The following is a 23,142-nucleotide window of genomic DNA, read 5'->3' as shown; positions in this document are numbered from 1 at the left end:
AAGAAGGCAAATAGATTACAGGGCAGCCGATAAAAGGGCTGCTCTGTTTTTTATGTAACAGGAAATTCCGAGGAATTTCCTGTTACATAAAAAGGCACTGACGTGCCAAAGATGCGCACTCGCGCGAAGATGTAGACTGTCGCAAGCGACCGCGCGAGGCGCGAGAATGTGCCAAGGCACATTCTTTTTTAGTTTAACAGGAGATTACGATGGAACGACCAGATAAAAAAGGCACTAACGTGCCCTAAGATGCGCATTCGCGTGAAGATGCAGATTGTAGCAAATACCTGTGCTGGGTGAGAGGACACGTCGATTGATTTTCAGACATGAAAAAACTCCGGTTCTGGCATACCGGAGTTTTTTCACACAAATACTAAAAAAGGGGGATGTATGAGTATCGAATATATGTCAATTCCGGATCCTTGTGGATCCGAGAATTATGTTTAGTCGAGTCCGGCATAAATGTGCGCGCATTTCATTTACCTGCCGGCCCCATTTTTATATATACCTGATCAGGCGCTACACGCCTCGTCTTTCGTTTTTATAAAACGCTTCGTGATGTTTTTGCTGATTGGTATCTTTTATGATACAAAGTATACAGGAAGAATGTGACGGAAGTATGGAGAAACTCTAAAAGGAAAATAAAATAAGTGGAGATTTTCTAACGAAAAAATAACCATTTCTTTAGAATTTGTTTATTGTCATGAAAAAGGAGCCGTGGTATAGTTCTGATGCAGTATAACAGGTGGCTGTATGCCGGAAAATCCCCTGAGTACCCGGGGAGATGTCTGCGGGGCAGATACCGGAAAAGCAGATGATTCCTGGAGCACATATAAAAGAAGAATCCGGGAGCACATATAAGATCAGAGGAGGAACTTTTAATCATGAAGAAACACGTTTTACTGTCGGCGGCGCTCTGCATGACAGCGGTGATGGCGACCGCATGCGGATCAAAACATACACAGACACAGGAAAACGCAGCAGAGACAACGACAGAAGCTGCCGATGCGGAAACGAAAGCGGCGGACACGACAAAACCGGATCTTTCCAATGTGGATCCGAAGATGGCGGAAGGTCCGGGAGCGTTCGAGACAGATGAGAGCTCTGAAGGTGTACAGGTGGAGGAGATCTCTGGTGAGGAGCTGGCGAAGCTCCAGAGTGAGGTGGCTGCAAAGCTTGAAAAAACGGATTACAAGTCTTACGCAAAGGAGCTTGTCGAGATCGTGAAGAATAAGGATATGGAAGGCCTTGCGGACCATATTGATTTTCCGGTGTTTATCTCCTGTGTGAAGACAAACGGCGGAATGGTGGATACAAAGGAAGATTTCATGAAACTGGACCCGGCGGAGATCTTTTCCGATGAGATGGAGGCAGCGATCGGAAAGGTGGATGTTGATACCCTTGAACCGGTTATGGCAGGAATCGTTCTGGGCGACGGTGTTCCGAATATCATCCTCGGCATTACCGTGGACGGAGAACTTGCGATCACAGGAATGAATTACTGAAAATCATGGGCGGACCGATGGATCCTCTACATAAGAAAATAAAGTCTGAAGAAAAAATGAAGGGACATGGAAGTGACTGTGTCTCTTTTTTCTATATATAAATATAGAAGAAATATGAATCAGATCTGGATTTACCCGGAAAATCATTCGGCGATTTTTGGACAATCATCCAACTGTGTCCAAATATAGCAAATTATTGACAAAAGAATTCATGAAATATCTGTAAAGTCGATGCGTAGAAATGGACAAATCCGCAAATATTTAGTATAATGGCGGTATGCGTTACGCGGTAAGTGAGGTGGGAGAAAATGCGTCAGAAAAAAAACGGACTTGAAAACCTGGTGCTGATCACCCAGCTCGGACTCAATGTTGTGACACCGGTCCTTATCTGTGTGCTTCTCGGAAGCTGGATCGATAAAAAGACCGGACTTCATACCGTTCTGATCTTCCTGATCCTGGGTGTTCTCTCGGGTGGCCTGAGTGCATATAAGATGGCGAAGCATATCATAGACAGAGAGAAAGAAGACGAAGACAGGGAAAAGAAAGAGCAGGTAAAGCAGTGGGAGAGCCGTTTCGGAACCGGAGACGGGACCGATAAGCCGGGAAGATGGCGGTGAACGCCCGGATCGATCAAAGACCCGGCGGCGATGAAGGGCTGGACGGACCGAAAGCCGGGATTCCCTGAACGAAAGCGAAGCATGAGACAGCAGGTGGCTGTCTCTCGAAGCGGACAGCTATGACAGCAGAAAGGGTGAAGCAGCAGTGAGTGATAAGACAAAGAGACAGGTAGTGGGAATGAGCATCGGGATTCTGATCCATAATATGATCTTGCTTCTCATCTGCCTTATTTTTTTCCGAACCGTTCCGGTGATCGCCGGAGTGCTGATCGGAGCCGCGGCGGCGGAGGTACTGCTCATCAGTATCGCGAGATCCACGGAACTCTGTGTGGAATCGGCTGATGGGGCGTACAGCAGCAAAAAGATGGTGATCCATTCGCTGATCCGCAGCCTGTGCGCGGTAATACTGGTGTGCCTTTTATGGAAATTTACGACGATCAACCTTTTAGCAGTCGTTCTCGGCGCACTGGGCTTGAAGACCGGAGCTTATGTGTATCCGGTACTTCAGAAACGAACCGACCGTATGGCCTGAGCTTCAGGCCTGACGGATAGAGCCTTATACGCTGCTGTTTTGGAACAGACAGCAGTCTTTCAAGAGTCTTAAGGAAAGGAGGAAAAAGAATGAGTGGTGGCAGTGGTGCTGATTTCATGATCCACGGGATCGTGAAATACCATCTCTTCGGTCATGAACTCTGGCTGACGACAACAACGGTTGGAATGACGATCGTTACGATCGTTCTGCTGATTCTGGTGATAGCCGCGAACCGTGCTCTAAAACATGCGACGGATGTACCTGGAACATTCCAGAATATCATCGAATTCGGTATGGAAATGCTGGAAAATATGACCACGGGGATTCTTGGCAGTTCAGCGAACCGGTTTGCGAACTATATCGGAACGATTTTTCTGTTTATTTTGTTCTGCAACCTGAGTGGTCTGTTCGGCCTGAGAACGGTTACTGCCGACTTTGGTGTTACGTTCCTTCTTGGTCTGGTCACGTTTGCGATCGTACAGTATCAGGGAATCAAAAATCATGGTGTCGGACACTTTACGGGACTGTTTCAACCTCTCCCGGTGCTGTTCCCGATCAATCTGATCGGTGAATTTGCGAATCCGATCTCGATCTCCCTTCGTCTGTTCGCGAACATGCTGTCCGGAGTTATTATCATGGGTCTCTGGTACGGAATGATGCCGGTCTTATTAAAAATCGGTATTCCGGCCGCACTTCATGTGTACTGCGACCTGTTTTCCGGGTGCATCCAGACATACGTATTCTGCATGCTGACTATGGTCTATGTAAATGATAAACTGTAGGAACGCAGGGCGGAACAGGGAAGGCAGGACCCCATCGACGCAGTCGATCGGAAAGGATTTTGCCTGTAGCTGTGAATGACAGCTATAAAATTTTTTTTACAGGAGGTTTTATCTATGAATATTACAGGACAGGATTTGATCCATGCTTGCTCAGCAATCGGCGCCGGTATCGCGATGATCGCCGGTATCGGACCTGGTGTCGGACAGGGTATCGCCGCTGGTTTCGGCGCATCTGCAGTCGGCCGCAACCCGGGCGCGAAATCTGATATTACATCGACCATGCTTCTTGGACAGGCCGTTGCCGAGACGACCGGTCTTTATGGTCTTGTTGTTGCCATTATCCTTATGTTCGTTAAGCCGTTCGGTTGATCCGGATATGGGAACAGAAAAAAACTTCCGGGTATGCGCGGAAGTTTGTAAAGGAGGCGAGATGAGACCTTGGAACGGTTAATAAATTTTGACCCTCAATGGATCAACGACATTGTGATCACGGGAATCAATATTTTTATCCTGTTCTTTGTAATGTCGTATTTCCTCTTTAATCCGGCGCGTGAAGTACTGGAAAAAAGAAGAAAGCGGATCGCGGGCGATCTGGAAACGGCAAAGACGAGCCGCGAAGACGCGCTCACGCTGAAAGCAGAGTATGAGGATAAAATAAAGTCCATCGACAAAGAGGCGCAGGAAATTCTCGACGCAGCGAGAAAAAAAGCGAAAAAGCAGGAAGCTGATATCTTATCGGAAGCGAGAGAGGAAGCAAACCGCATCGTTGACCGGGCAAACCGGGAGATCGAGCTGGAGAAGAAGAAAGCGCTTGAGGACATGAAGACGGAGATCGTTTCCATTGCGTCCCTGATGGCAGAGAAGGCGGTTGCCGCTTCCATGGATGTAAAGATCCAGGATTCCCTGATCGAGGAGACTTTAAAGGAAATGGGTGAGAGCACATGGCAAAGTTAGTGTCAAAGGTCTACGGCGACGCGCTGTTTGAAGCTGCCATGGAGCGGGATATGCTGTCGCCCGTATATGAGGAAGTACAGTCACTGCAGACGATCCTCATGGAGAATGCAGACCTTGTACAATTTTTGAACCATCCGCAGATCATAAAAGAAGAGAAGTTAAAGGTTGTGGAAAATATCTTTAAAGGAAGAGTTTCCGATGACCTGATGGGATTTCTTGAGACCGTGATCGAAAAGGGACGGCAGAAGGAGCTCCCGAAGATCCTCGACTATTTTGTGAATCGTGTAAAGGAATATAAAAAGATCGGTATCGTAACTGTCACAAGTGCGGTGGAACTCTCCGCGGAGCAGAAGGCCCATACGGAGGCGAAGCTTTTGGAGACAACAGCTTTTGTGAGTCTGGAGGTTACCTATAGCGTTGATCCTGCGATCCTCGGAGGACTCGTGATCAGGATCGGTGACCGCGTGGTGGACAGCAGCATCAAGACAAGACTCGGGGAGATCCGGAGAGACTTAATGAAGCTGCAGCTGGCGTGATCCCGGCGGATCCGGGACCGGAGACAGCAGTCCGGCAGCAGAAATAATACTGAACAGTTACGTGATGAAATGGAAAAAGAAAGAAGGTGCAGACCTCAAATGAATTTAAAACCAGAAGAGATCAGCTCGGTCATCAAGGAGCAGATCGAAAGATATTCGACGAAGCTGGAAGTCTCTGACGTGGGTACTGTCATCCAGGTAGCGGACGGCATTACACGAATCCACGGTCTTGAGAATGCCATGCAGGGAGAACTTCTGGAATTTCCGGGAGAGGTTTACGGCATGGTGTTAAACCTTGAGGAGGACAACGTCGGAGCGGTTCTGCTCGGTGATTCCTCAAGCATCAGTGAGGGAGACACCGTAAAGACGACAGGACGTGTCGTTGAGGTTCCTGTGGGCGATGCCCTGACAGGACGTGTCGTGAATGCCTTAGGACAGCCTATCGATGGAAAAGGTCCGATCCTTACGGATAAATTCAGAAAGATCGAGCGTGTTGCCCACGGTGTTATCGAGAGAAAATCCGTAGATACCCCGCTTCAGACAGGTATCAAGGCGATCGATGCCATGGTTCCGATCGGACGCGGACAGCGTGAGCTTATTATCGGCGACCGTCAGACTGGTAAGACGGCGATCGCGATCGATACGATTATTAACCAGAAGGGACAGGGAGTTCACTGTATTTATGTTGCAATTGGACAGAAAGCATCAACAGTTGCGACAATCGTGAAAACTCTTGAGGAGTTCGGTGCGATGGATTACACGACGCTTGTCGTATCAACAGCTTCCGACCTTGCCCCGTTACAGTATATTGCCCCGTATTCCGGCTGCGCAATCGGTGAAGAGTGGATGGAGAACGGCGAGGATGTTCTTGTCGTTTACGATGACTTAAGTAAGCATGCGGCGGCATACCGTACCCTGTCCCTGCTTCTTAAGAGACCGCCGGGACGTGAGGCATATCCGGGCGATGTTTTCTATCTGCATTCCAGACTGTTAGAGCGTGCGTCCAGACTTTCCGATGACCTTGGCGGCGGTTCCCTTACCGCACTTCCGATCATCGAGACGCAGGCGGGTGACGTATCGGCCTACATTCCGACAAACGTCATCTCCATCACAGACGGACAGATCTACTTAGAGACCGAGATGTTCAACTCCGGTTTCCGCCCGGCGATCAATGCGGGTCTTTCTGTATCCCGAGTTGGCGGCGCGGCACAGATCAAGGCGATGAAGAAGATCGCTGCCCCGATCCGTGTGGAGCTTGCCCAGTACCGCGAGCTCGCTTCCTTCGCCCAGTTCGGTTCCGAACTTGATGCCAGCACGAAGGAACAGCTAGCCCAGGGCGAACGCATCCGTGAAGTTTTAAAGCAGCCGCAGTATCAGCCGATGCCGGTCGAGTATCAGGTCATCATTATCTATGCGGCGACAAAGAAATATCTCCTCGATATTCCGACAAATCAGGTTCTTGATTTCGAGAAGGAACTGTTTAAGTTTATCGATACAAAGTATCCGGAGATCCCGGCAAGCATCCGCGAGGCGAAGCAGCTGACACCGGAGACTGAAGAATTGCTGAAAAAAGCTATTGAAGAGTGCAAGGCAGCAAGATAAGGCAGGTGATGTATCATGGCAACCATGAGAGATATTAAACGAAGGAAATCCAGTATTGAGAGTACCGAGCAGATTACCAAAGCCATGAAACTTGTTGCCACTGTAAAACTCCAGAAATCCAGAACGAAGGCGGAAAATTCGAGATTGTACTTCAATCTGATGTACCAGACGATCCAGGAGATGCTGAAGAAATCCACCGGGATCCGGCACCGCTATCTAAAGAGCGGGGATTCGAAGAAAAAGGCAGTTGTCGTCGTTTCTTCCAATCGCGGACTTGCCGGCGGATATAACTCCAACATCATCCGTCTCGTGACGGAGAGCGGGATCCCGAAAGAGGACGCCCTCATCTTCGCGATCGGACGGAAAGGACGCGACGGACTCGCAAGGAAAGGCTATGAGATCAAAGCGGATTACTCCGATGTGATCGACGAGCCGCTCTACTCCGACGCGCAGCAGATCTCAAAAGAGCTTTTAGCCATGTTTGAGAAGAATGAGATCGGAGAGATTTATCTGGCGTACACGGCGTTCAAAAATACCGTAAGCCAGATCCCGACGTTCTTAAAGCTTCTGCCGGTGGATCTTGCGGCAGCAGGGCCAAAGGGAGAAGTAAAAGAAGAAAAGCCGGATCTTCTCATTATGAACTATGAGCCGGACGAGGACGAAGTTCTGGACGCAATTATTCCGAAGTATGTGAGCAGCCTGATCTACGGGGCATTCTTAGAGGCCGTTGCCAGTGAGAACGGTGCGCGAATGACCGCAATGGATTCGGCGACGAACAACGCGGAAGAGATGATCGGAAAACTGTCGTTGCAGTACAACCGTGCGCGTCAGGGATCCATCACTCAGGAGTTGACAGAGATCATCGCGGGCGCGAATGCCATCGATGGTTAAAAAGAAATATGAGTAATTATTTGGCAGACTTGCGTACTTGCGGTGCTGGAGGTAATAGACAGCATACAGGAGACAGAAATCAGTCGGCATGATGTGCTGGGATAGATTTTTACCGCTGGCCTGAGTGGCTGAATAGTTATGATAGAGACAAGGAGAAGTGAGATGGCAGAGAAAAACATTGGTAAAATTACTCAGGTCATCAGTGCCGTTCTGGATATCAAATTTCCCCAGGGCGGGCTGCCTGAGATCAATGACGCCATTGAGATCACCACAAAGGATGGCGGGATCCTCACGGTTGAGGTTGCCCAGCATCTCGGTGATGATACGGTAAGATGCATCGCTCTCGGTCCCACCGACGGTCTTGTCCGCGGCATGGATGCCGTAGCGACCGGCGGACCGATCATGGTGCCGGTCGGTGAGCAGACACTTGGAAGAATTTTCAATGTTCTGGGACAGCCGATCGACAATAAAGAAGCTCCGAAAACGGAGAAAAAGCTTCCGATCCACCGTAAAGCCCCGAGCTTTGAGGAACAGTCCACAGAGACAGAGATCCTTGAGACAGGTATCAAGGTCGTTGACCTCCTCTGCCCGTACCAGAAAGGTGGAAAGATCGGTCTGTTCGGCGGTGCCGGTGTAGGTAAGACCGTCCTGATTCAGGAGCTGATCCGAAATATTGCGACAGAGCATGGCGGATATTCCGTATTTACAGGCGTTGGTGAGCGTACCCGTGAGGGAAATGACCTTTACTATGAGATGTCCGATTCGGGCGTTATCAATAAGACGACCATGGTGTTCGGCCAGATGAACGAACCGCCGGGATCCCGTATGCGTGTGGGCCTTACCGGTCTTACCATGGCAGAGTATTTCCGTGACGAAGGCGGAAAAGATGTGCTGTTATTCATCGACAATATCTTCCGTTTCAGTCAGGCTGGTTCCGAGGTATCAGCGCTGCTCGGACGTATGCCGTCAGCCGTAGGTTACCAGCCGACCTTACAGACAGAGATGGGTGCTCTCCAGGAGCGGATCACCTCCACAAAGAACGGTTCCATCACATCTGTACAGGCAGTTTACGTTCCGGCCGATGACTTAACAGACCCGGCTCCGGCAAATACCTTTACCCATCTGGACGCGACGACCGTACTCAGCCGTTCCATCGTAGAGCTTGGTATTTACCCGGCTGTAGATCCGCTTGAGTCTACGTCCCGTATCCTTGATCCGCGTATTGTTGGTGAGGAGCATTATAAGGTTGCCCGCGGCGTACAGGAAGTGCTGCAGAGATATAAGGAGCTTCAGGATATTATCGCAATGCTCGGTATGGATGAGCTTTCCGAGGAAGATAAGCTTACCGTATCCCGTGCGAGAAAGATTCAGAGATTCTTATCCCAGCCGTTCTTCGTAGCCGGACAGTTTACCGGTCTGGAAGGCCGCTATGTTCCGCTTTCCGAGACGATCCAGGGCTTCAAGGAGATCCTCGAAGGCAAACATGACGATATTCCGGAGAATCTGTTCCTCAACGCAGGAAATATTGATGATGTTCTCGCCCGCGTGAAATAGGGGGTGTGGACATGGCGGAAATGATGAGACTTCAGATCGTTACGCCGGATGAGGCGTTTTTCGACGGAGAGGTTTCGATGGTGGAGCTCAACACGGCAGACGGGGAAGCCGGAATCTATCCGAAGCATATCCCGATGGTCGTCGCGGTTGCACCGGGCGTTCTTAAGATCCACGGGGCAGACGGCGTGAAAAAAGCGGCGCTGCTTTCCGGATTTTTACAGATCCTGCCGGAGAAGGTAACGATCCTCGCGGAATCCTGCGAGTGGCCGGAAAACATCGATGGCAAGAGAGCCAATGAAGCCAGGATCCGCGCAGAGAGACGTCTGGCGGAAAAGAATCCACAGACCGATATTGACCGCGCTGAAGCCGCTTTGAAGCGGGCTCTGGTGAGACTGTCGCTGGTGGATGGAAACTAAAGATAGAACTGTGAAACGCAGTGGAAAATAAAACAGCATGGCGGGAAGAACGCTTGTAAGCAGGACTTACAGGAGACTTTCCGGCATGCTGTTTTATTTTATGATGTTGGAGACAAAGGTATTTTGGCGCGGAGCTTATTTTTTCCGTCTGGAAAGCAGCGGCTCACTTACTCCATCGAGTCCCACAAGCGCGAAGATCGCCGCGAGGACTCTCTGAGATCCCTTATAGGCGTCTTTGCTGTCATACCACTCGTCGACGGAATGGCAGGCACCGCCTTTTCCGCCTCCGCCGACGCAGATCGCAGGAATCCCGAGGCTGATCGGGATATTTGCATCGGTACTTCCTGCGCTTTCGAATTCTACATCTTCGCCGCATGCCTGGAACGCAGAGGCTGTGGCGTTCACGATCTCACAGTCCTTCGGCTGGCTTCCTGCCGGACGGTTTCCGATCTGTTTTACTTCCACAGTGATACGTCCGTTGTGATCGAAGCTGTCCTTAGATTCTTCGTAGGAACGCTCGGTTTCCCAACGGTTATTTTCATCCTCAACTGCACGTTTGATGCACTCCTGAAGCTTTGCATCAAGCTCTTCAAGCTCCTTTAAGCCGTTGGAACGGATATCGACAAGCATGGAGCACTCATACGCGATGGCATTGATGGAGGTTCCGCCGTTTACGACACCGACGGAGAAGGTAGTCTTCGGTTCTCTCGGGGTGCGGAGCTCAGAGATATAGGAGATGGCGCGCCCCATGGCAAAGATTGGGTTTACAAGACCGAAGGCGCCGAAGGAATGTCCCCCCGGTCCGCGGAAAGTTACCTCGTAGCGGTGGCTTCCGGTGCCGCCGTGGCAGATCAGGCAGCCTGCACCGTCAACGGAGATAAAACCGTCAACCTTGTCGGCGTTTTTCGAGAAGAAGTGGCGCATGCCGCGGAGGTCTCCGAGACCTTCCTCGCCGACGTTGCCGCCGATAATGATATCTCCAACTGGTTTTAAGCCGGATTCTTTGATGGCTCTTGCCAGCGTAAGGATCTCAGCCAGTCCGCGGGTATCATCGCCGATTCCGGGTGCGTAGATCTTTGTTCCTTCGCGTTTCACCGGGAGCGGAGTTTCCGGCGGGAATACAGTGTCCAGATGAGCGGAGACATAGAGAGTCGGACCATTACCGGTTCCATGGATATGGGCGTACACGTTGTGGACCTCGTCCATCACCGGATCGAGACCTGCCTCGGTCAGAAGCTCTTTAAAACGGATCGCGCGCTTCTCCTCAAATGGGCTGAAGGAGGAGATCTGAACAAGCTCGATCTGCTGGTCGATGGTGTGCTCTTCATCCTGTTTCAGGTATTCGAAGGCGTGAGCCATCTTGTCGGACGTTATAAGTGTCTGAATCGCTTCTTTCATGTGGGAACCATCCTTTCTTCTGTTTGATATGGCATATCATAGCGCAAAAAATTTAATTTGTAAATACGATTTGGATGATGTATAATATTGCCGCAGATTATTTTGAACAAACAAATACATGATAAAAACACTGTTTTTTGATTAGTTTGAACTTTATGACTATTTAAAGAAATACATTGGATCAATATTGTATAATATCGTGTAATTGTAAGTTTTAAGAAAGGAAAACAATGACAGAAAGAAAAACAAAAATATGCCTGATATCGCCGACTGAAAATTTGGCAAAGCGTGCCAGAGCCCTGATCACGCGTCAGGGAATGAACATCAGAGTAGAGGTTGCAGATCTGGAGTCAGCCGTTTCGCTGGCAAAGAGGTTGTCGGAACAGGATGATTATCTGTTTATCAGCCGACGTGGGACGAGAGATCTCCTGTGTAAAAGTCTGAATATCCACGTTGTGAACATTCCAAGTGAAGCATCGGACTATATTCCGGCGATCCAGCAGCTGCGAAATGAACAGGGTCTCATTGCATTCTTTTCATTTGAAGAAGAGATCAGCAATGAACTGCGTACCATCTGCTATTTATTGAATCTCAGAATGAGACATTACTGCTTTTCAGACAGTCTGAGCTGCCAAAGTGCAGTTCAGCGGGCGATAGCTGATGGAGCTGTCTGGGGGTTAGGAGGCGTTGTATCGGAGCGTTTTGCAAAAATGTATGGATTGCCTTACATCCGTGTGGAAAGCTCAGACGCATCTATTTTACATGCGTTGGAGACCGCGATGCAGCTTTATACCGCGCAGCAGGAGAATGCCAGACAGCAGGAGCAGCTCCAGATCCAATTGGAACGTTACCAGAATATTCTGGACTATACTCATGATGCAATCATTGCAGTGGATGAAACCGGACGGATCAGTGTGACAAATCAGATCGCAGAACAGATGCTCCGGCCGGCCCGCCCTCCGTTTGCAGGTCGATTGATCGAGGACGTACTGGCAAATACACAGTTAACAAGTGTTCTGAAAAGCGGAGAAGCAGAGATTGGACAAATGATGAACATTCATGGGACGCTCGTTTCTACGAATCGAGTTCCCATCCGGGTGGGAGGAAAGATCAAAGGCGTTGTGGCGACGTTTCAGGATATCAAAACACTTCAGAAAGCTGAGCGGAATATCCGTATTAAGCTGCATGAAAAAGGGTTGATAGCCAAATATTGTTTTTCGGATATTTTGGGACATTCCCCTGCGATTGTGGAAGCAAAACGTCTATCGGAAAAGTATGCGGATTCGAACCTGACGGTCATGCTTTACGGAGAGACAGGAACCGGAAAAGAGATGTTTGCGCAGAGCATCCATAATGCAAGTCCAAGGCGTAAAGGACCTTTTGTTGCGATCAACTGTACGGCACTGAACCGGAATTTGTTAGAATCAGAACTGTTTGGCTATGCAGACAGCTCCTTTACCGGCGCACGGAAAGGAGGAAAAGCGGGACTGTTTGAGACGGCTCATGGCGGGACGATCTTTCTGGATGAGATTGGAGAATTGCCATTGGAGTTTCAGGCACCGCTACTTCGTGTTTTACAGGAAAAGGAAGTACGGCGTGTCGGGGACGATACGGTAATCCCTGTGGATATCCGTGTTGTTGCAGCCACCAACCGCAATTTGCTCCAGCTGGTGGAAGCAGGAAAATTCCGAATGGATCTGTATTACCGGTTGAATGTTCTGAGCGTTGTCGTTCCTCCGCTTCGGAATCGGGAGGAAGATTATCAGGAGATTGCCGGTCGTATTTACGATCGATTGATGCCGGAGCGTTCGAAAGAGGAGGAGCAGGCATTTTTCAATATTTTAAGGAGATGTCAGGATTATCCATGGCCGGGAAATGTCCGGGAGTTGAATAATCTGGTAGAACGCGTGTCATTATTACTACATCAGGGAGTTCCGGAAAAGGAGGTATTTCAAGCGTTTTACAATGAATGGCAGAAAGAAGAAATCCTATTACCTGAAGAGAAGCAGGTTGAGACAGCTGGGGCGATCATTGATCGGGAAGCTGTGCTGACCGCATTGCGGAGGAACGGCGGAAATGCTTCCCGTACCGCAAAAGAGCTTGGAATCAGCCGCAGTACCCTGTATCGCCGGTTGAAATAATCGATGGAATGTCACAAAAGTGTCTCAAAGTGTATCAATGTGTTTTAAATAAGACACACTGTATCAAAAAGCTGCGACAGAAATCTGTAATGCCAGAAAAGAAAAAATGAAAAAAGAAGCGTTGCGTATAGAAGGACCTCTGCAAATTTGCAGAGGTTTTTTGTGTGTTTTGCATAATTTTATTCAGGCCTTACTTGGCAAAATGACGAATGCAAATTATTTTCTGACTGCATAAGTAAAAATTGGCACGGAGATTGCTGTATAGTAAGGCAGAAGCGAACGATCGTAGCAAGAATTTAAAAGTTCCTGTTTTATAAGGCCATGTAAAACAGAACAGAAATAGGAGGAAATAAAAAATGAGTAATAGTATTGCACTCATATCGCTGATCATTTTGATCGCGTGTATCGCAATTGGTTTCGTATTAAAGAAAAACGTAGGATTGATTGCGATTCTTGCAGCAGCTATCTTTGGTTCAGTTGCCGGTTATTCTGATTCTGCGATCATCAAGGGATTCAGTTCCAGTACCTTTATCATGCTGCTGGGAGTTTCTTTACTCTGTACCATCGCGACCAATAACGGTACGTTGGAGCTGGCAGCAAAAAAATTCCTGCGCCTGACCGGTGGTCACGTACTCTTTGCTCCAATCATTATGTACCTGATCGGATATATCGTCGCAGCGATCGGTCCTGGCTGTGTTCCGGCACTTGGAATTGCAGCGGCATTGAGCCTGCCGCTCGGAAAAAGCACCGGTTACAATTCGGTGATGCTGGCAGCGATCGGTCAGATCGGATCTATGGCAGGACGATTTTCACCGATCACGCCGGAAAGCGTTCTGATCTATAATCTTGCCAGCGAACAGGGAATTACAGGATATCAGGAGCACACATTGATTTACGCCACAGTAACCACGATCATTTTATCCGTCATTATTTTCCTGGTTTTTAAAGGCTTTCAGATCAAAGAACCGCAGAGCAAGGAAAAAGAGATCCTCTCTGGTTTTACTCAGAAACAGATCCTCACATTAGCCGGTTTTGTAGCTATGATTGTTGCCAGTGCATTTTTCAAACGGAATGTCGGTCTGATCTCATTTGCAGTGGCAGTTGTCCTGTTGCTTGCGAATGTGGCGGATGAAAAGGTTGTAATAAAAGGAGTTCCGTGGTCCACATTATTGATGGTTACCGGTATCGGAATGCTGATGAACATTGTTTCCGATGTTGGCGGTGTTGATCTGATGTCCAACGGTCTGGCATCGATCATGACACCGAAGACAGCAGTAGCGATCCAGGGATTGTCAGCAGGAATCCTTTCCTGGTTTAGTTCAGCTATTGGTGTTGTGTGGCCGACCATGGTGCCGACCGTTGGATCGATCGCAGCACAGGTTGGTGTCAAACCGGATGGACTTATTACAATTATGTGCCTGACTGCTTCGTTTGCAGGTTTCAGCCCAGCATCTACCGGAGGAAGCCTGATCATGGCAGCGAACGCAACCGATCCGGATTTCACAAAAGAAAAAGAGAATAAGCTTTTCATTCAGATGTTTGGTTTATCCGGATTACTTCTGTTTCTGACCGTTCTTGCCGGACTGCTTGGAGTATATAACATTTTATAAGGCAGCAGAAAAAATTTGAACCCGTAAATATATGACAATAGAGAGAATCTACAGAAGGACGAGGTGTACTTTATGAGTAAAGATCTTTTAGATGGCGTAATTGTTCTTGACCTGACCCGTGTTTTAGCCGGTCCTTACAGTGGCATGATGCTGGCAGACATGGGAGCAACTGTGATTAAGCTGGAAAATCCAAAGGGCGGCGATGATACCCGTAAAATGGGGCCGTTCATTAATAATAACAGTGTTTACTATGCAAACTTCAACCGCAGCAAGCTGGGCTGCACCCTGAACCTCAAGGATCCGGAAGGAAAAGAAATTTTCAAGGAATTAGTAAAGAAGGCTGATATTGTAATTGAAAACTATCGTCCGGGTACGATGGAGAAGCTGGGTCTTGGATATGATGTCCTGAAAGAAATAAATCCGGGCATCATTTACGGAGCCGTTTCCGGATTCGGTCATACAGGCCCTTACAGCAAGCGTGCAGGCTATGATATCGTAGGTCAGGCAATGGGCGGTCTGATGAGCACGACCGGATGGCCGGATGGTCCGGCGACCCGTGTCGGAACTCCGATGGGTGATGTGCTTGGCGGATTAAATATGACGATCGGTATTTTAGCGGCATTGGTCAATAAGCAGAAGACAGGACTTGGAGAGAAGGTTGATGTGGCACTGGTCGATTCTGTTGCATCGGCAATGGAAAATATCACCATGATCTATCAGGCTACAGGCCGCATTCCGCAGAGAATCGGTAACCGTTATGAATCCACCTATCCGTACGATGTATTCCCGGCAAAGGATGGAGATGTCGTAATTGCGGCAGGAAATAATAAGCTGTACGGACTGCTCTGCGATGTCATGAAGCAGCCGGAGCTTAAGACAGATCCGCGTTTTACCGAGATCAAGGACCGTGTTCAGAACCATGCAGCGATGCGTGAGATCATCTGTGCATGGACAAAGAATTATACCATTGATGAGATCGATCGATTACTGAATGATGCGGGCTGCCCGGCATGCCCGGTCAACACCATTGACCGTCTGGTAAAGGATCCTCAGATTGCCGGAGCACGAGAGATGTTCCCGGAGATCGACCAGCCAGGAATCGGCAAATTACAGATCACTGCAGTTCCTCAGCATCTGACAAGAACAAAGGCATATCCGCGTAAGGCTGCGCCGCTGCTTGGAGAGGACAATGAGAAGATCTACGGCGAATTCCTTGGACTTGATGCTGCGAAGCTGAATGAGCTGAAGGCAAATGGCACGATCTAAAGGCAGCGTGAGAGATTACAGAAAGAGAGGATTTGAACTATGAGCAAAATTGAAGTGATCGAAGTTGGTCCGCGCGATGGATTTCAAAGTGTGAAATGCGCACCGCCGATTGCCACAGAATTAAAACTGGAAGTCATTGATAAAATGGTGGCTGCCGGTGTTAAACATATAGAATATACATCGTTTGTAAGCCCAAAGGCGATCCCGCAGCTTGCAGATGCAAAGACAGTTACAGAGGCTGTGCTGAAAAAATATCCGGATTTGGATCTGCTTGCCCTTGTACCGAATCTGCGCGGTGCACAGAATGCTTATGAGCTTGGGTTAAGAAAGGTCTGCTATGTCGTATCCCTGAGCAAGAGCCATAACAAAGCGAACATCAACCGTACCCATGAGCAGTCATTAGAGGCTTATAAAGAGATCCGTACCGCTTACCCGGATCTGGATGTTGTAGTGGATCTTGCAACAACATTTGGCTGCCCGTTCGAAGGAAAATATGATGATCCGGAGGCAGTTGTAAAATTCCTGAAGGATTACGAAGATGCCGGCATGACGACCTGCTGCCTGTGTGATACGATCGGAATCGCAGATCCTGCACAGGTCAAGGCTGTGATCAATGCTTTAAAGGCTGCATATCCGACCTTAAATATACAGGTACATTTCCACGATACCCGCGGACTTGGAATGGTCAATACCATGGCAGCGATCGAGTGCGGGATCACAAATGTTCAGTCTGCACTTGGCGGCTTAGGCGGCTGTCCGTTCGCTCCGGGTGCATCCGGAAATCTGTCTACAGAGGATATGATCTGGATGTTAAACGAGATGGGATATGAGACCGGTGTCAATTTCTCAAGGATACTGGCAGCGGCGAAATATCAGGTGGATCATATTCCTGGAAATTATAGCGGACATCATATCCATATTGAACAGGAAACCCCGTGTAAATATTAAAGTCATTTCGACCATATCAAAAAACGCTCTGAGCTTTCATTTTGAAGCCCAGGGCGTTTTTACATTACAAAAAGGATTTGTTTTCAAAAAAACTTACTGATCATTTGTAAACTTCATCTTATCAAAAATATAGAAAATCAGGCTTAAGATCATGCCGACAACACATGCAAGGACCATACCTGTGAGCTGCACATTGCCGAAATTCACCTTGATCCCGGAGAGGCCGGTTACAAAGATCACGGCAGTCAGGGCCTGGTTTCTGTTTTTGCCGTAGTCGACCTTGGAGTCGACCAGAATACGGAGACCGGAGGTTCCGATCATACCGTAGAGCAGGAAGGAGATTCCGCCGATGACCGGTCCCGGGATCGTCTGGATCAGGGTCGATAATTTCCCGATAAAGGAGCAGATGATGGAGATCACGGCTGCTCCGGCGATGACCTGAACACTGTAAACCTTTGTGACAGCCATAACGCCGATGTTCTCACCGTAGGTGGTCGTCGGTACGGAACCGATGAGTCCGGAGACCATGGTGGAGAAGTTGTCACCGAAGATGCTGCGGTGAAGTCCCGGATCCTTTAAGAGGTCGCGGCCGACGATCTTACTTGTTACAACTTGATGACCGATATGCTCGGAGGTGATGACCAGGATGACCGGCATGATGATCATGATCGCTTCCATATTAAATTTTGGAGCGGTGAAGTTCGGGATCGCAAAGATCGGGGCAGCGGCAACCGCAGAGAAATCAACGCTCCCACATGCAACGGCAGCGACATATCCGGCAATCACGGCGATCAGGATCGGGATAACAGATAAAAATCCCCGGAACAGGACAGAACCGAAAACGGCAAAGCCAAGTGTTACGAGGAACACGATCAGATTCTTCGGATCAATGGTCTCGTCCAAGAGTCCCGCATTGCTTGCCGCGCTGGAAGAGAGCTCCAATCCGATCAGGGCTACGACCGGCCCCATGGCAGCAGGCGGGAGAACGACGTCGATCCATTTATATCCGATCTTATAAATGATGAATGCGAGGATACATCCGACGAAACCGACGGCAACGAATCCGCCGAGGGCATATTCATAACCGAATTTTGCGATCACGATGCCGGCCGGGGCGAGAAATGCGAAACTGGAACCGAGATAGGCGGGAGCTTTTCCCTTTGTGATAAAGATAAACATGAGAGTTCCGACACCGTTCATGAAAAGAACGATCGCGGGATTGATTCCGAATAAGAACGGAACGAGAACGGATGCGCCGAACATGGCGAACATGTGCTGGATGCTCAGGGGGATCAGAAGGTTAAAGGGAACCTTTTCGTCCACCTGAATGATCTTATGGCTTTCCATACGGGACCTCCTTGAGAATAATTGGTTTTTTAGTACTTGCGCCTGCGCCGGACGTTCCCGGTTTCAGGCATTTTTTCTATTCTATCACATTCCTGTTATTTGTCCAGAAAAAATCAGGGGGAAATTGCAGGAAAGGATATGAAGTTAACGAATTTCTGGGCTTCCGCTCTTGACAAAGCTTTGGAATCTCCATATAATGACCCATATAGCCGCGTTAAAGCATGCGGTATATAATGGAAAAGCGATGAAGGGAACAAGTAGGAAAATGACCTGCTCCGCACAGAAAGCTGCCGGTGGATGAGAGGCGCGCGGACTTCTTTTTCTGAATACATCCCGGAGCTGCACACCGAAAGCGTGAACGGAGATATCCGGAGAATGTGAGTAGGCTGTGACGGAACTGGTACCCGTTAGAAATGCCGGGGTCTTTTATGATGAGGACTCCATGAGCCGGAGCGTGTGAGCGTTTCGGGAACATCAGGTGGTAACACGAGCGTATGCCTCGTCCTTTTGGGAAACAAGGGACGGGGCTTTTTTGTACCTGCAAGGAGAATGTTCAGTGCCGGAGTTGCCGGACTGGACTGAGACTGAAAGAGTCAGGCAGCAGGAGAAAGAACGCTTCGTCCGGATAGCAGGTCTTCATATAAAGACCAACACAGGCGGAAGAAACGAATATCCGCAGAAAATTACAGAAAAGGAGTAGACAAAATGGGAGTTTACGAAGAGTTACAGGCCCGCGGCTTGATCGCGCAGGTCACAAACGAAGAAGAGATCCGCAAAATGGTCAATGAAGGAAAAGCCGTATTCTACATCGGCTTTGACCCGACTGCGGACAGCCTTCATGTGGGACATTTCATGGCACTCTGCTTAATGAAACGTTTGCAGATGGCTGGAAACAAGCCGATCGCGCTGATCGGCGGCGGCACCGGAATGGTCGGAGATCCGTCCGGACGTACCGATATGAGAACTATGATGACGGTTGAGACAATTCAGCACAACTGTGACTGCTTTAAGAAGCAGATGAGCCGTTTCATCGACTTCTCCGAAGGAAAAGCCATGATGGTAAACAACGCTGAGTGGCTCATGAACTTAAATTACATTGATTTCTTAAGAGAGATCGGACCGCACTTTTCCGTCAACAACATGCTCCGCGCGGAGTGCTACAAGCAGAGAATGGAGAAGGGCTTAAGCTTCTTAGAGTTCAACTACATGTTAATGCAGAGCTACGACTTCTACGAGCTGTTCCAGAGATACGGCTGCAACATGCAGTTCGGCGGCGATGACCAGTGGAGCAACATGCTCGGCGGTACAGAGCTGATCAGAAGAAAACTCGGCAAGGACGCTCATGCAATGACGATCACACTGCTCTTAAACTCTGAGGGCAAGAAGATGGGTAAGACCCAGTCCGGCGCTGTATGGCTTGATCCGAATAAGACAACTCCGTTTGAGTTCTACCAGTACTGGAGAAACGTCGGCGACGCAGATGTATTAAAGTGCCTGCGCATGCTCACATTCCTTCCGCTTGAGCAGATCGATGAGATGGACAAATGGGAAGGCAGCCAGTTAAATCAGGCGAAGGAGATCCTTGCATACGAGCTTACAAGCCTTGTTCACGGCGAGGAGGAAGCAAAGAAAGCACAGGAGAGCGCACGTGCATTATTCGCAGGCGGCGCTGCGGCAGAAATGCCGACAGCAGAACTTTCCGACGCAGATCTTTCTGATGGTTCGATCGACCTCCTTTCCATCGTACAGAAATCCGGCCTCTGCGCGTCACGTTCTGAGGCGAGAAGAAACGTAGAACAGGGCGGCGTTTCCGTAGACGGTGAGATCGTGAAGGATATTAAGTCTGTATACACGAAAGAGCAGCTTTCCGGTGAAGGAATCGTTGTAAAGCGCGGTAAGAAGAACTTCAGACGCGTTGTAGTTAAATAGTTACTTTTCATAGGGAGGAATTTTCTGAACTGACAATTCCGTATGATACCGTTATGACTGCGGATTTTGCCGATTCGGAATGCGAAGCATCGGCAAAATCCTATTACAGTGCGCGGGCATGGAGTGCCCGTGTACTGTAACGTTAAATAAAAAATAAGCTGCGCAGGGGACTGGAATTAGTTCCCTGCGCATGCTAATATAGAGATGTCTGGAAACAGACATTTTCAGATCGTGACTGTGAAGATATGAGCAGTTATTGAAAATCCAAAACTGAAGAGACGGACAAACTGCGCTGTCGGTAAATGACGAAGCGGTTCCGCCGGAATGGAGAAAACATGGATATTTTAAACGAAGCTAAGAAAAATTTCGACTACATGGTAAGAATCAGAAGACATATGCACGAGTATCCGGAAAACAGCGGTGTTGAGTACGAGACAGTAAAATATATTGCCTCTGAGCTCGATGCGCTGGGAATCGAGTATGTAGTCGTTCCGGAAGGTGGTATTATCGGACAGATCCACGGCGGAAAACCTGGAAAAACCGTTCTTCTTCGTGCCGATATGGACGCACTTCCGATCAAGGAGAGCAAGACAAACCTCACAAAGGAAAAGGTCTGCATCTCTAAGAACGATGGAATCTCCCACGCCTGCGGACATGACGCCCACACAGCGATGCTTCTCGCTGAGGCAAAGATCTTAAACGAGAATAAGGAAGACTTAAACGGCAATATCGTCCTCCTCTTTGAGCGCGGCGAGGAAGCTGGCGGAAATATCAGAAATTTACTTCCGTATGCCGTTGAGACAATGAAATTAAAGATCGATACCTGTATGGCAACACATGTAAAATGGGATGTTCCGACAGGAACGATCTCCGCGGAGCCGGGCGCGGTATTCTCCGGTGCATACGGATTTATCATCAAGCTTCATGGCCAGGCCGGTCACGGATCCCGTCCGGATCTTGCCCACAGTGTTTTAGACTGTTTCAACAATATCTATAACCATATCAATATGATCCGCATGAAATATGTGGCTCCGACGGATATCCTGACCTGCTCCGTTGGTTTCGTAAACTGCGGAACCGTCCGCAACATTATTCCGGACGAGCTGACCTTCGGCGGTACGATCCGTACCTTCAATGTTGACGGTGCAGGCGCTCCGTTTGTAAAACAGATGATGGATGTAGTTGAGAAAGAGTGCGAGCTCTGCCAGTGTACATATGAAATTCTTCATATGCCGGATCCACTGTTCGAATGCCAGAACAACGCAGTCTGCAGCGAGATCGCGAAGAACGCAGTAAGAAAATATATCGGTGAGGATGCTGTTACGGTTGCACAGCCGTGGATGGCATCTGAGAGCATGCAGGCATGCTTAAAGCTCTGGCCGGGTATCATCACCTTCACAGGTATCCAGAGCGAGGAGGCCGGAACCGGTGCAAACCATCACACACCGGAATTCGATGTGGATGAGCGCGGCATGATCTACGGTGTTGCAGCAGCACTTGGATATGTGAAAGATTTCTTAAACTACGACAAGGAGATTCCGTTCAAGCCGTTCGAGGGAACCTTAAAGAATCTGGTTGAGAGAAACCTGTAGAAGTTGCAGAAATAGTAAAAAATTATCCATTAATGGATAAAAAGGCCGAATAGCAATAAAAAGACCGGTTTATCAAGAAGAAATTTGATATGCCGGTCTTTTTGCGTACATACGTGGGTACTGAGTTAAAGCCTGTGTTTGTACGAGAGATTGGCAATTGTCAAGCGGATATTCGCAATCCGCTTCGCTGCTTGCTCATAACCGAATAACTGCTCCGCAGTTTATCAGAAGGAGCTTGCACTCCTCCTGATACAAGCAAGTCCCCACCCACTGCTTATTGCTTTTCGCAATTGAAGCTAGGACTTACTTGATTCGGTTAAAAAGACAGGGGAAATAAAAGCTGATAATAAGCCCCGTGTTCCGGCACAGCGCGGTTTCCGGCGGTAATGGATCCGCCAAGATAGTGGATGCCGGTCCATACAATCGAAAGACCAATTCCATTTTTTCCACCATTACCCTTATAAAAACGTTCAAAAATATGAGGGAGATCTTTCTCCGGGAATCCCGGACCATCATCCTGTATCAGAAGGATCAGCGAGTTACCATCTGTACTCATACGGATCAGAATCTCGTGATCGGCATATCGCAGACAATTTGAAAGAATATTTTGTATCACCCGCTTCAACAATTCCGGATCCGTGTGGATCATTAGTGGGCGTTCAGCTTCAAGATGTATCACGCAGTCCTTTCGGATCGTACTCATGATATCCACACACTCATCAAGAAACTCCATTACTTCCAGATCTGTCGGATGAAGGTCAAATGTGTGACTGTCCATTTTTGAGAGAGAAAGAATGCTTTCTACAAGGTCAGTCATGCGCAGACTTTCAGAAAGAATGATACTGGCAGCTTTCTGATGATCCTTTATGACATTGGAAACGATTCCCTGGGAATACCCGGTGATAGACGCAAGCGGCGTTTTCAGATCATGGGAAGCGTTTTGAAAAAACTGTCTTTTTTCTTCCTCGGATCTTCGGATCGTTTCTTCCATCTGGTTATAGGATCGTTTTAAAGATTCCAGTTCATTTAAAGAATAGGAATCATGGATCTGTGCGTCTGTTTCTCCATTGATCCTCTGGATTTGGAGACAAAGATGCCGGAGCGGGACAGAGATGGTTCTTGCAATTCCCCATACTAAAAAAGATGATAAAAACACAGAAGCGATTAAAATCGCAAGATACAATTTCCATGTATAATTCCAGAAAACAGATGAATCCGGAATTTGGACAACAGAAACAAAATACTTTGCCCGCACAGGTGTACTGGACGGAAACACATACATACTGATGTACCAGAAGTCTTCAGAAAGTAAAATCCGGGACGTTTTTCCGGAAATCAGTTCACCTGACTGGATCATCCGGCGGCACTGTTCCTCCAAAGCAGATATCGGATAAATATTCCGGTCATTACTGGATTTAGGGAAGACAAGTTTTTGCTTGGAATTAAAAATCAGAAATATACCATTATAAGGCTGATCTCTGAGCTGCAGCCGGACAGAACGAAGCAAAGCTTTTGAAGATTC

The 23,142-nt window shown here is 48.4% G+C and carries 21 protein-coding genes and 1 other annotated feature; of the genes, 18 read left to right on the top strand and 3 right to left on the bottom strand.

Translation table 11 applies throughout. The features are described from left to right. The first annotated feature begins 884 nt into the window (after positions 1–884). The 11 genes from DW826_RS01655 to atpC all read left to right on the top strand — a co-directional run bounded on the left by DW826_RS01655 (position 885) and on the right by atpC (position 9,389). Positions 885–1,505, top strand: coding sequence for a hypothetical protein (locus DW826_RS01655; protein WP_117551828.1), 621 nt, complete (start codon positions 885–887; stop codon positions 1,503–1,505). Between the two features lie 308 nt (positions 1,506–1,813). Next, the gene (locus DW826_RS01650; protein ID WP_117551827.1) at positions 1,814–2,122 is read left to right on the top strand and encodes an AtpZ/AtpI family protein; all 309 of its coding nucleotides are present in this window, start codon (positions 1,814–1,816) and stop codon (positions 2,120–2,122) included. Between the two features lie 145 nt (positions 2,123–2,267). Continuing rightward, positions 2,268–2,654, top strand: a complete 387-nt coding sequence (locus DW826_RS01645) for a hypothetical protein (protein ID WP_021904589.1) — start codon at positions 2,268–2,270, stop codon at positions 2,652–2,654. A gap of 89 nt (positions 2,655–2,743) precedes the next feature. After that, the gene (atpB, locus tag DW826_RS01640; RefSeq protein ID WP_015553053.1) at positions 2,744–3,436 is read left to right on the top strand and encodes a F0F1 ATP synthase subunit A; all 693 of its coding nucleotides are present in this window, start codon (positions 2,744–2,746) and stop codon (positions 3,434–3,436) included. A gap of 114 nt (positions 3,437–3,550) precedes the next feature. Further along, the gene (gene atpE, locus DW826_RS01635; RefSeq protein ID WP_015553054.1) at positions 3,551–3,805 is read left to right on the top strand and encodes an ATP synthase F0 subunit C; all 255 of its coding nucleotides are present in this window, start codon (positions 3,551–3,553) and stop codon (positions 3,803–3,805) included. A 69-nt stretch (positions 3,806–3,874) separates the two neighbouring features. After that, positions 3,875–4,390 carry a F0F1 ATP synthase subunit B gene (gene atpF, locus DW826_RS01630; protein WP_117551826.1) on the top strand — a complete coding sequence of 172 codons (516 nt, stop codon included), beginning with the start codon at positions 3,875–3,877 and terminating at the stop codon, positions 4,388–4,390. Then, positions 4,378–4,926 (top strand): ATP synthase F1 subunit delta, encoded by a 549-nt coding sequence (gene atpH, locus DW826_RS01625; RefSeq protein WP_117483490.1) that lies wholly within the window; start codon positions 4,378–4,380, stop codon positions 4,924–4,926. The genes atpF and atpH overlap by 13 nt, the downstream gene beginning before the upstream one ends. Positions 4,927–5,025: 99 nt before the next feature. Further along, complete coding sequence (gene atpA / locus DW826_RS01620; RefSeq protein WP_015553056.1) at positions 5,026–6,528, top strand: F0F1 ATP synthase subunit alpha; 1,503 nt, start codon at positions 5,026–5,028, stop codon at positions 6,526–6,528. 15 nt (positions 6,529–6,543) lie between these two features. Next, entirely contained in the window at positions 6,544–7,419 is an 876-nt protein-coding gene (atpG, locus tag DW826_RS01615) for an ATP synthase F1 subunit gamma (protein WP_117551825.1), read from the top strand. 162 nt (positions 7,420–7,581) lie between these two features. Next, positions 7,582–8,973, top strand: coding sequence for a F0F1 ATP synthase subunit beta (gene atpD / locus DW826_RS01610; protein ID WP_117469054.1), 1,392 nt, complete (start codon positions 7,582–7,584; stop codon positions 8,971–8,973). 11 nt (positions 8,974–8,984) lie between these two features. Beyond that, on the top strand, positions 8,985–9,389 hold the full coding sequence (gene atpC / locus DW826_RS01605; RefSeq protein ID WP_117513781.1) for an ATP synthase F1 subunit epsilon: 405 nt from the start codon (positions 8,985–8,987) through the stop codon (positions 9,387–9,389). A 135-nt stretch (positions 9,390–9,524) separates the two neighbouring features. Here the strand turns inward: atpC and DW826_RS01600 are convergent, their stop codons facing one another. Next, positions 9,525–10,787, bottom strand: a complete 1,263-nt coding sequence (locus tag DW826_RS01600; protein ID WP_117551824.1) for a M20/M25/M40 family metallo-hydrolase — start codon at positions 10,785–10,787, stop codon at positions 9,525–9,527. A gap of 230 nt (positions 10,788–11,017) precedes the next feature. On the opposite strand from DW826_RS01600, the gene DW826_RS01595 reads away from it, so the two are divergent. The 4 genes from DW826_RS01595 to DW826_RS01580 all read left to right on the top strand — a co-directional run bounded on the left by DW826_RS01595 (position 11,018) and on the right by DW826_RS01580 (position 16,752). Next, positions 11,018–12,928 carry a sigma-54-dependent Fis family transcriptional regulator gene (locus tag DW826_RS01595; RefSeq protein ID WP_117483486.1) on the top strand — a complete coding sequence of 637 codons (1,911 nt, stop codon included), beginning with the start codon at positions 11,018–11,020 and terminating at the stop codon, positions 12,926–12,928. A gap of 356 nt (positions 12,929–13,284) precedes the next feature. After that, positions 13,285–14,538 (top strand): SLC13 family permease, encoded by a 1,254-nt coding sequence (locus DW826_RS01590; RefSeq protein WP_117483485.1) that lies wholly within the window; start codon positions 13,285–13,287, stop codon positions 14,536–14,538. Between the two features lie 72 nt (positions 14,539–14,610). Further along, the gene (locus tag DW826_RS01585; protein WP_117551823.1) at positions 14,611–15,804 is read left to right on the top strand and encodes a CoA transferase; all 1,194 of its coding nucleotides are present in this window, start codon (positions 14,611–14,613) and stop codon (positions 15,802–15,804) included. A gap of 39 nt (positions 15,805–15,843) precedes the next feature. Beyond that, positions 15,844–16,752, top strand: coding sequence for a hydroxymethylglutaryl-CoA lyase (locus DW826_RS01580; protein ID WP_117551822.1), 909 nt, complete (start codon positions 15,844–15,846; stop codon positions 16,750–16,752). Between the two features lie 93 nt (positions 16,753–16,845). On the opposite strand, the gene uraA is transcribed toward DW826_RS01580, so the two are convergent. After that, the gene (gene uraA / locus DW826_RS01575; RefSeq protein WP_117551821.1) at positions 16,846–18,099 is read right to left on the bottom strand and encodes a uracil permease; all 1,254 of its coding nucleotides are present in this window, start codon (positions 18,097–18,099) and stop codon (positions 16,846–16,848) included. 235 nt (positions 18,100–18,334) lie between these two features. Continuing rightward, positions 18,335–18,609 (top strand) — a binding site (T-box leader). A gap of 46 nt (positions 18,610–18,655) precedes the next feature. Between uraA and DW826_RS18150 the strand changes: the two genes are divergently transcribed. The 3 genes from DW826_RS18150 (at position 18,656) to DW826_RS01565 (ending at position 21,620) form a co-directional block, all read left to right on the top strand. Continuing rightward, positions 18,656–18,799, top strand: a complete 144-nt coding sequence (locus tag DW826_RS18150) for a hypothetical protein (protein ID WP_181967952.1) — start codon at positions 18,656–18,658, stop codon at positions 18,797–18,799. 5 nt (positions 18,800–18,804) lie between these two features. Continuing rightward, complete coding sequence (gene tyrS, locus DW826_RS01570) at positions 18,805–20,028, top strand: tyrosine--tRNA ligase (protein ID WP_117469058.1); 1,224 nt, start codon at positions 18,805–18,807, stop codon at positions 20,026–20,028. Between the two features lie 335 nt (positions 20,029–20,363). Beyond that, the gene (locus tag DW826_RS01565) at positions 20,364–21,620 is read left to right on the top strand and encodes an amidohydrolase (RefSeq protein ID WP_242994023.1); all 1,257 of its coding nucleotides are present in this window, start codon (positions 20,364–20,366) and stop codon (positions 21,618–21,620) included. Between the two features lie 316 nt (positions 21,621–21,936). Here DW826_RS01565 and DW826_RS01560 read toward each other — a convergent pair whose 3' ends face one another. After that, the gene (locus tag DW826_RS01560; protein WP_181967951.1) at positions 21,937–22,977 is read right to left on the bottom strand and encodes a HAMP domain-containing sensor histidine kinase; all 1,041 of its coding nucleotides are present in this window, start codon (positions 22,975–22,977) and stop codon (positions 21,937–21,939) included. Between the last annotated feature and the right edge of the window lie 165 nt (positions 22,978–23,142).

Origin of the sequence: Clostridium sp. AM34-11AC (assembly GCF_003435375.1) — a bacterium.
Classification (GTDB): domain Bacteria; phylum Bacillota; class Clostridia; order Lachnospirales; family Lachnospiraceae; genus Pilosibacter; species Pilosibacter fragilis.
This window is presented reverse-complemented; position numbering and strand designations above follow the sequence as displayed.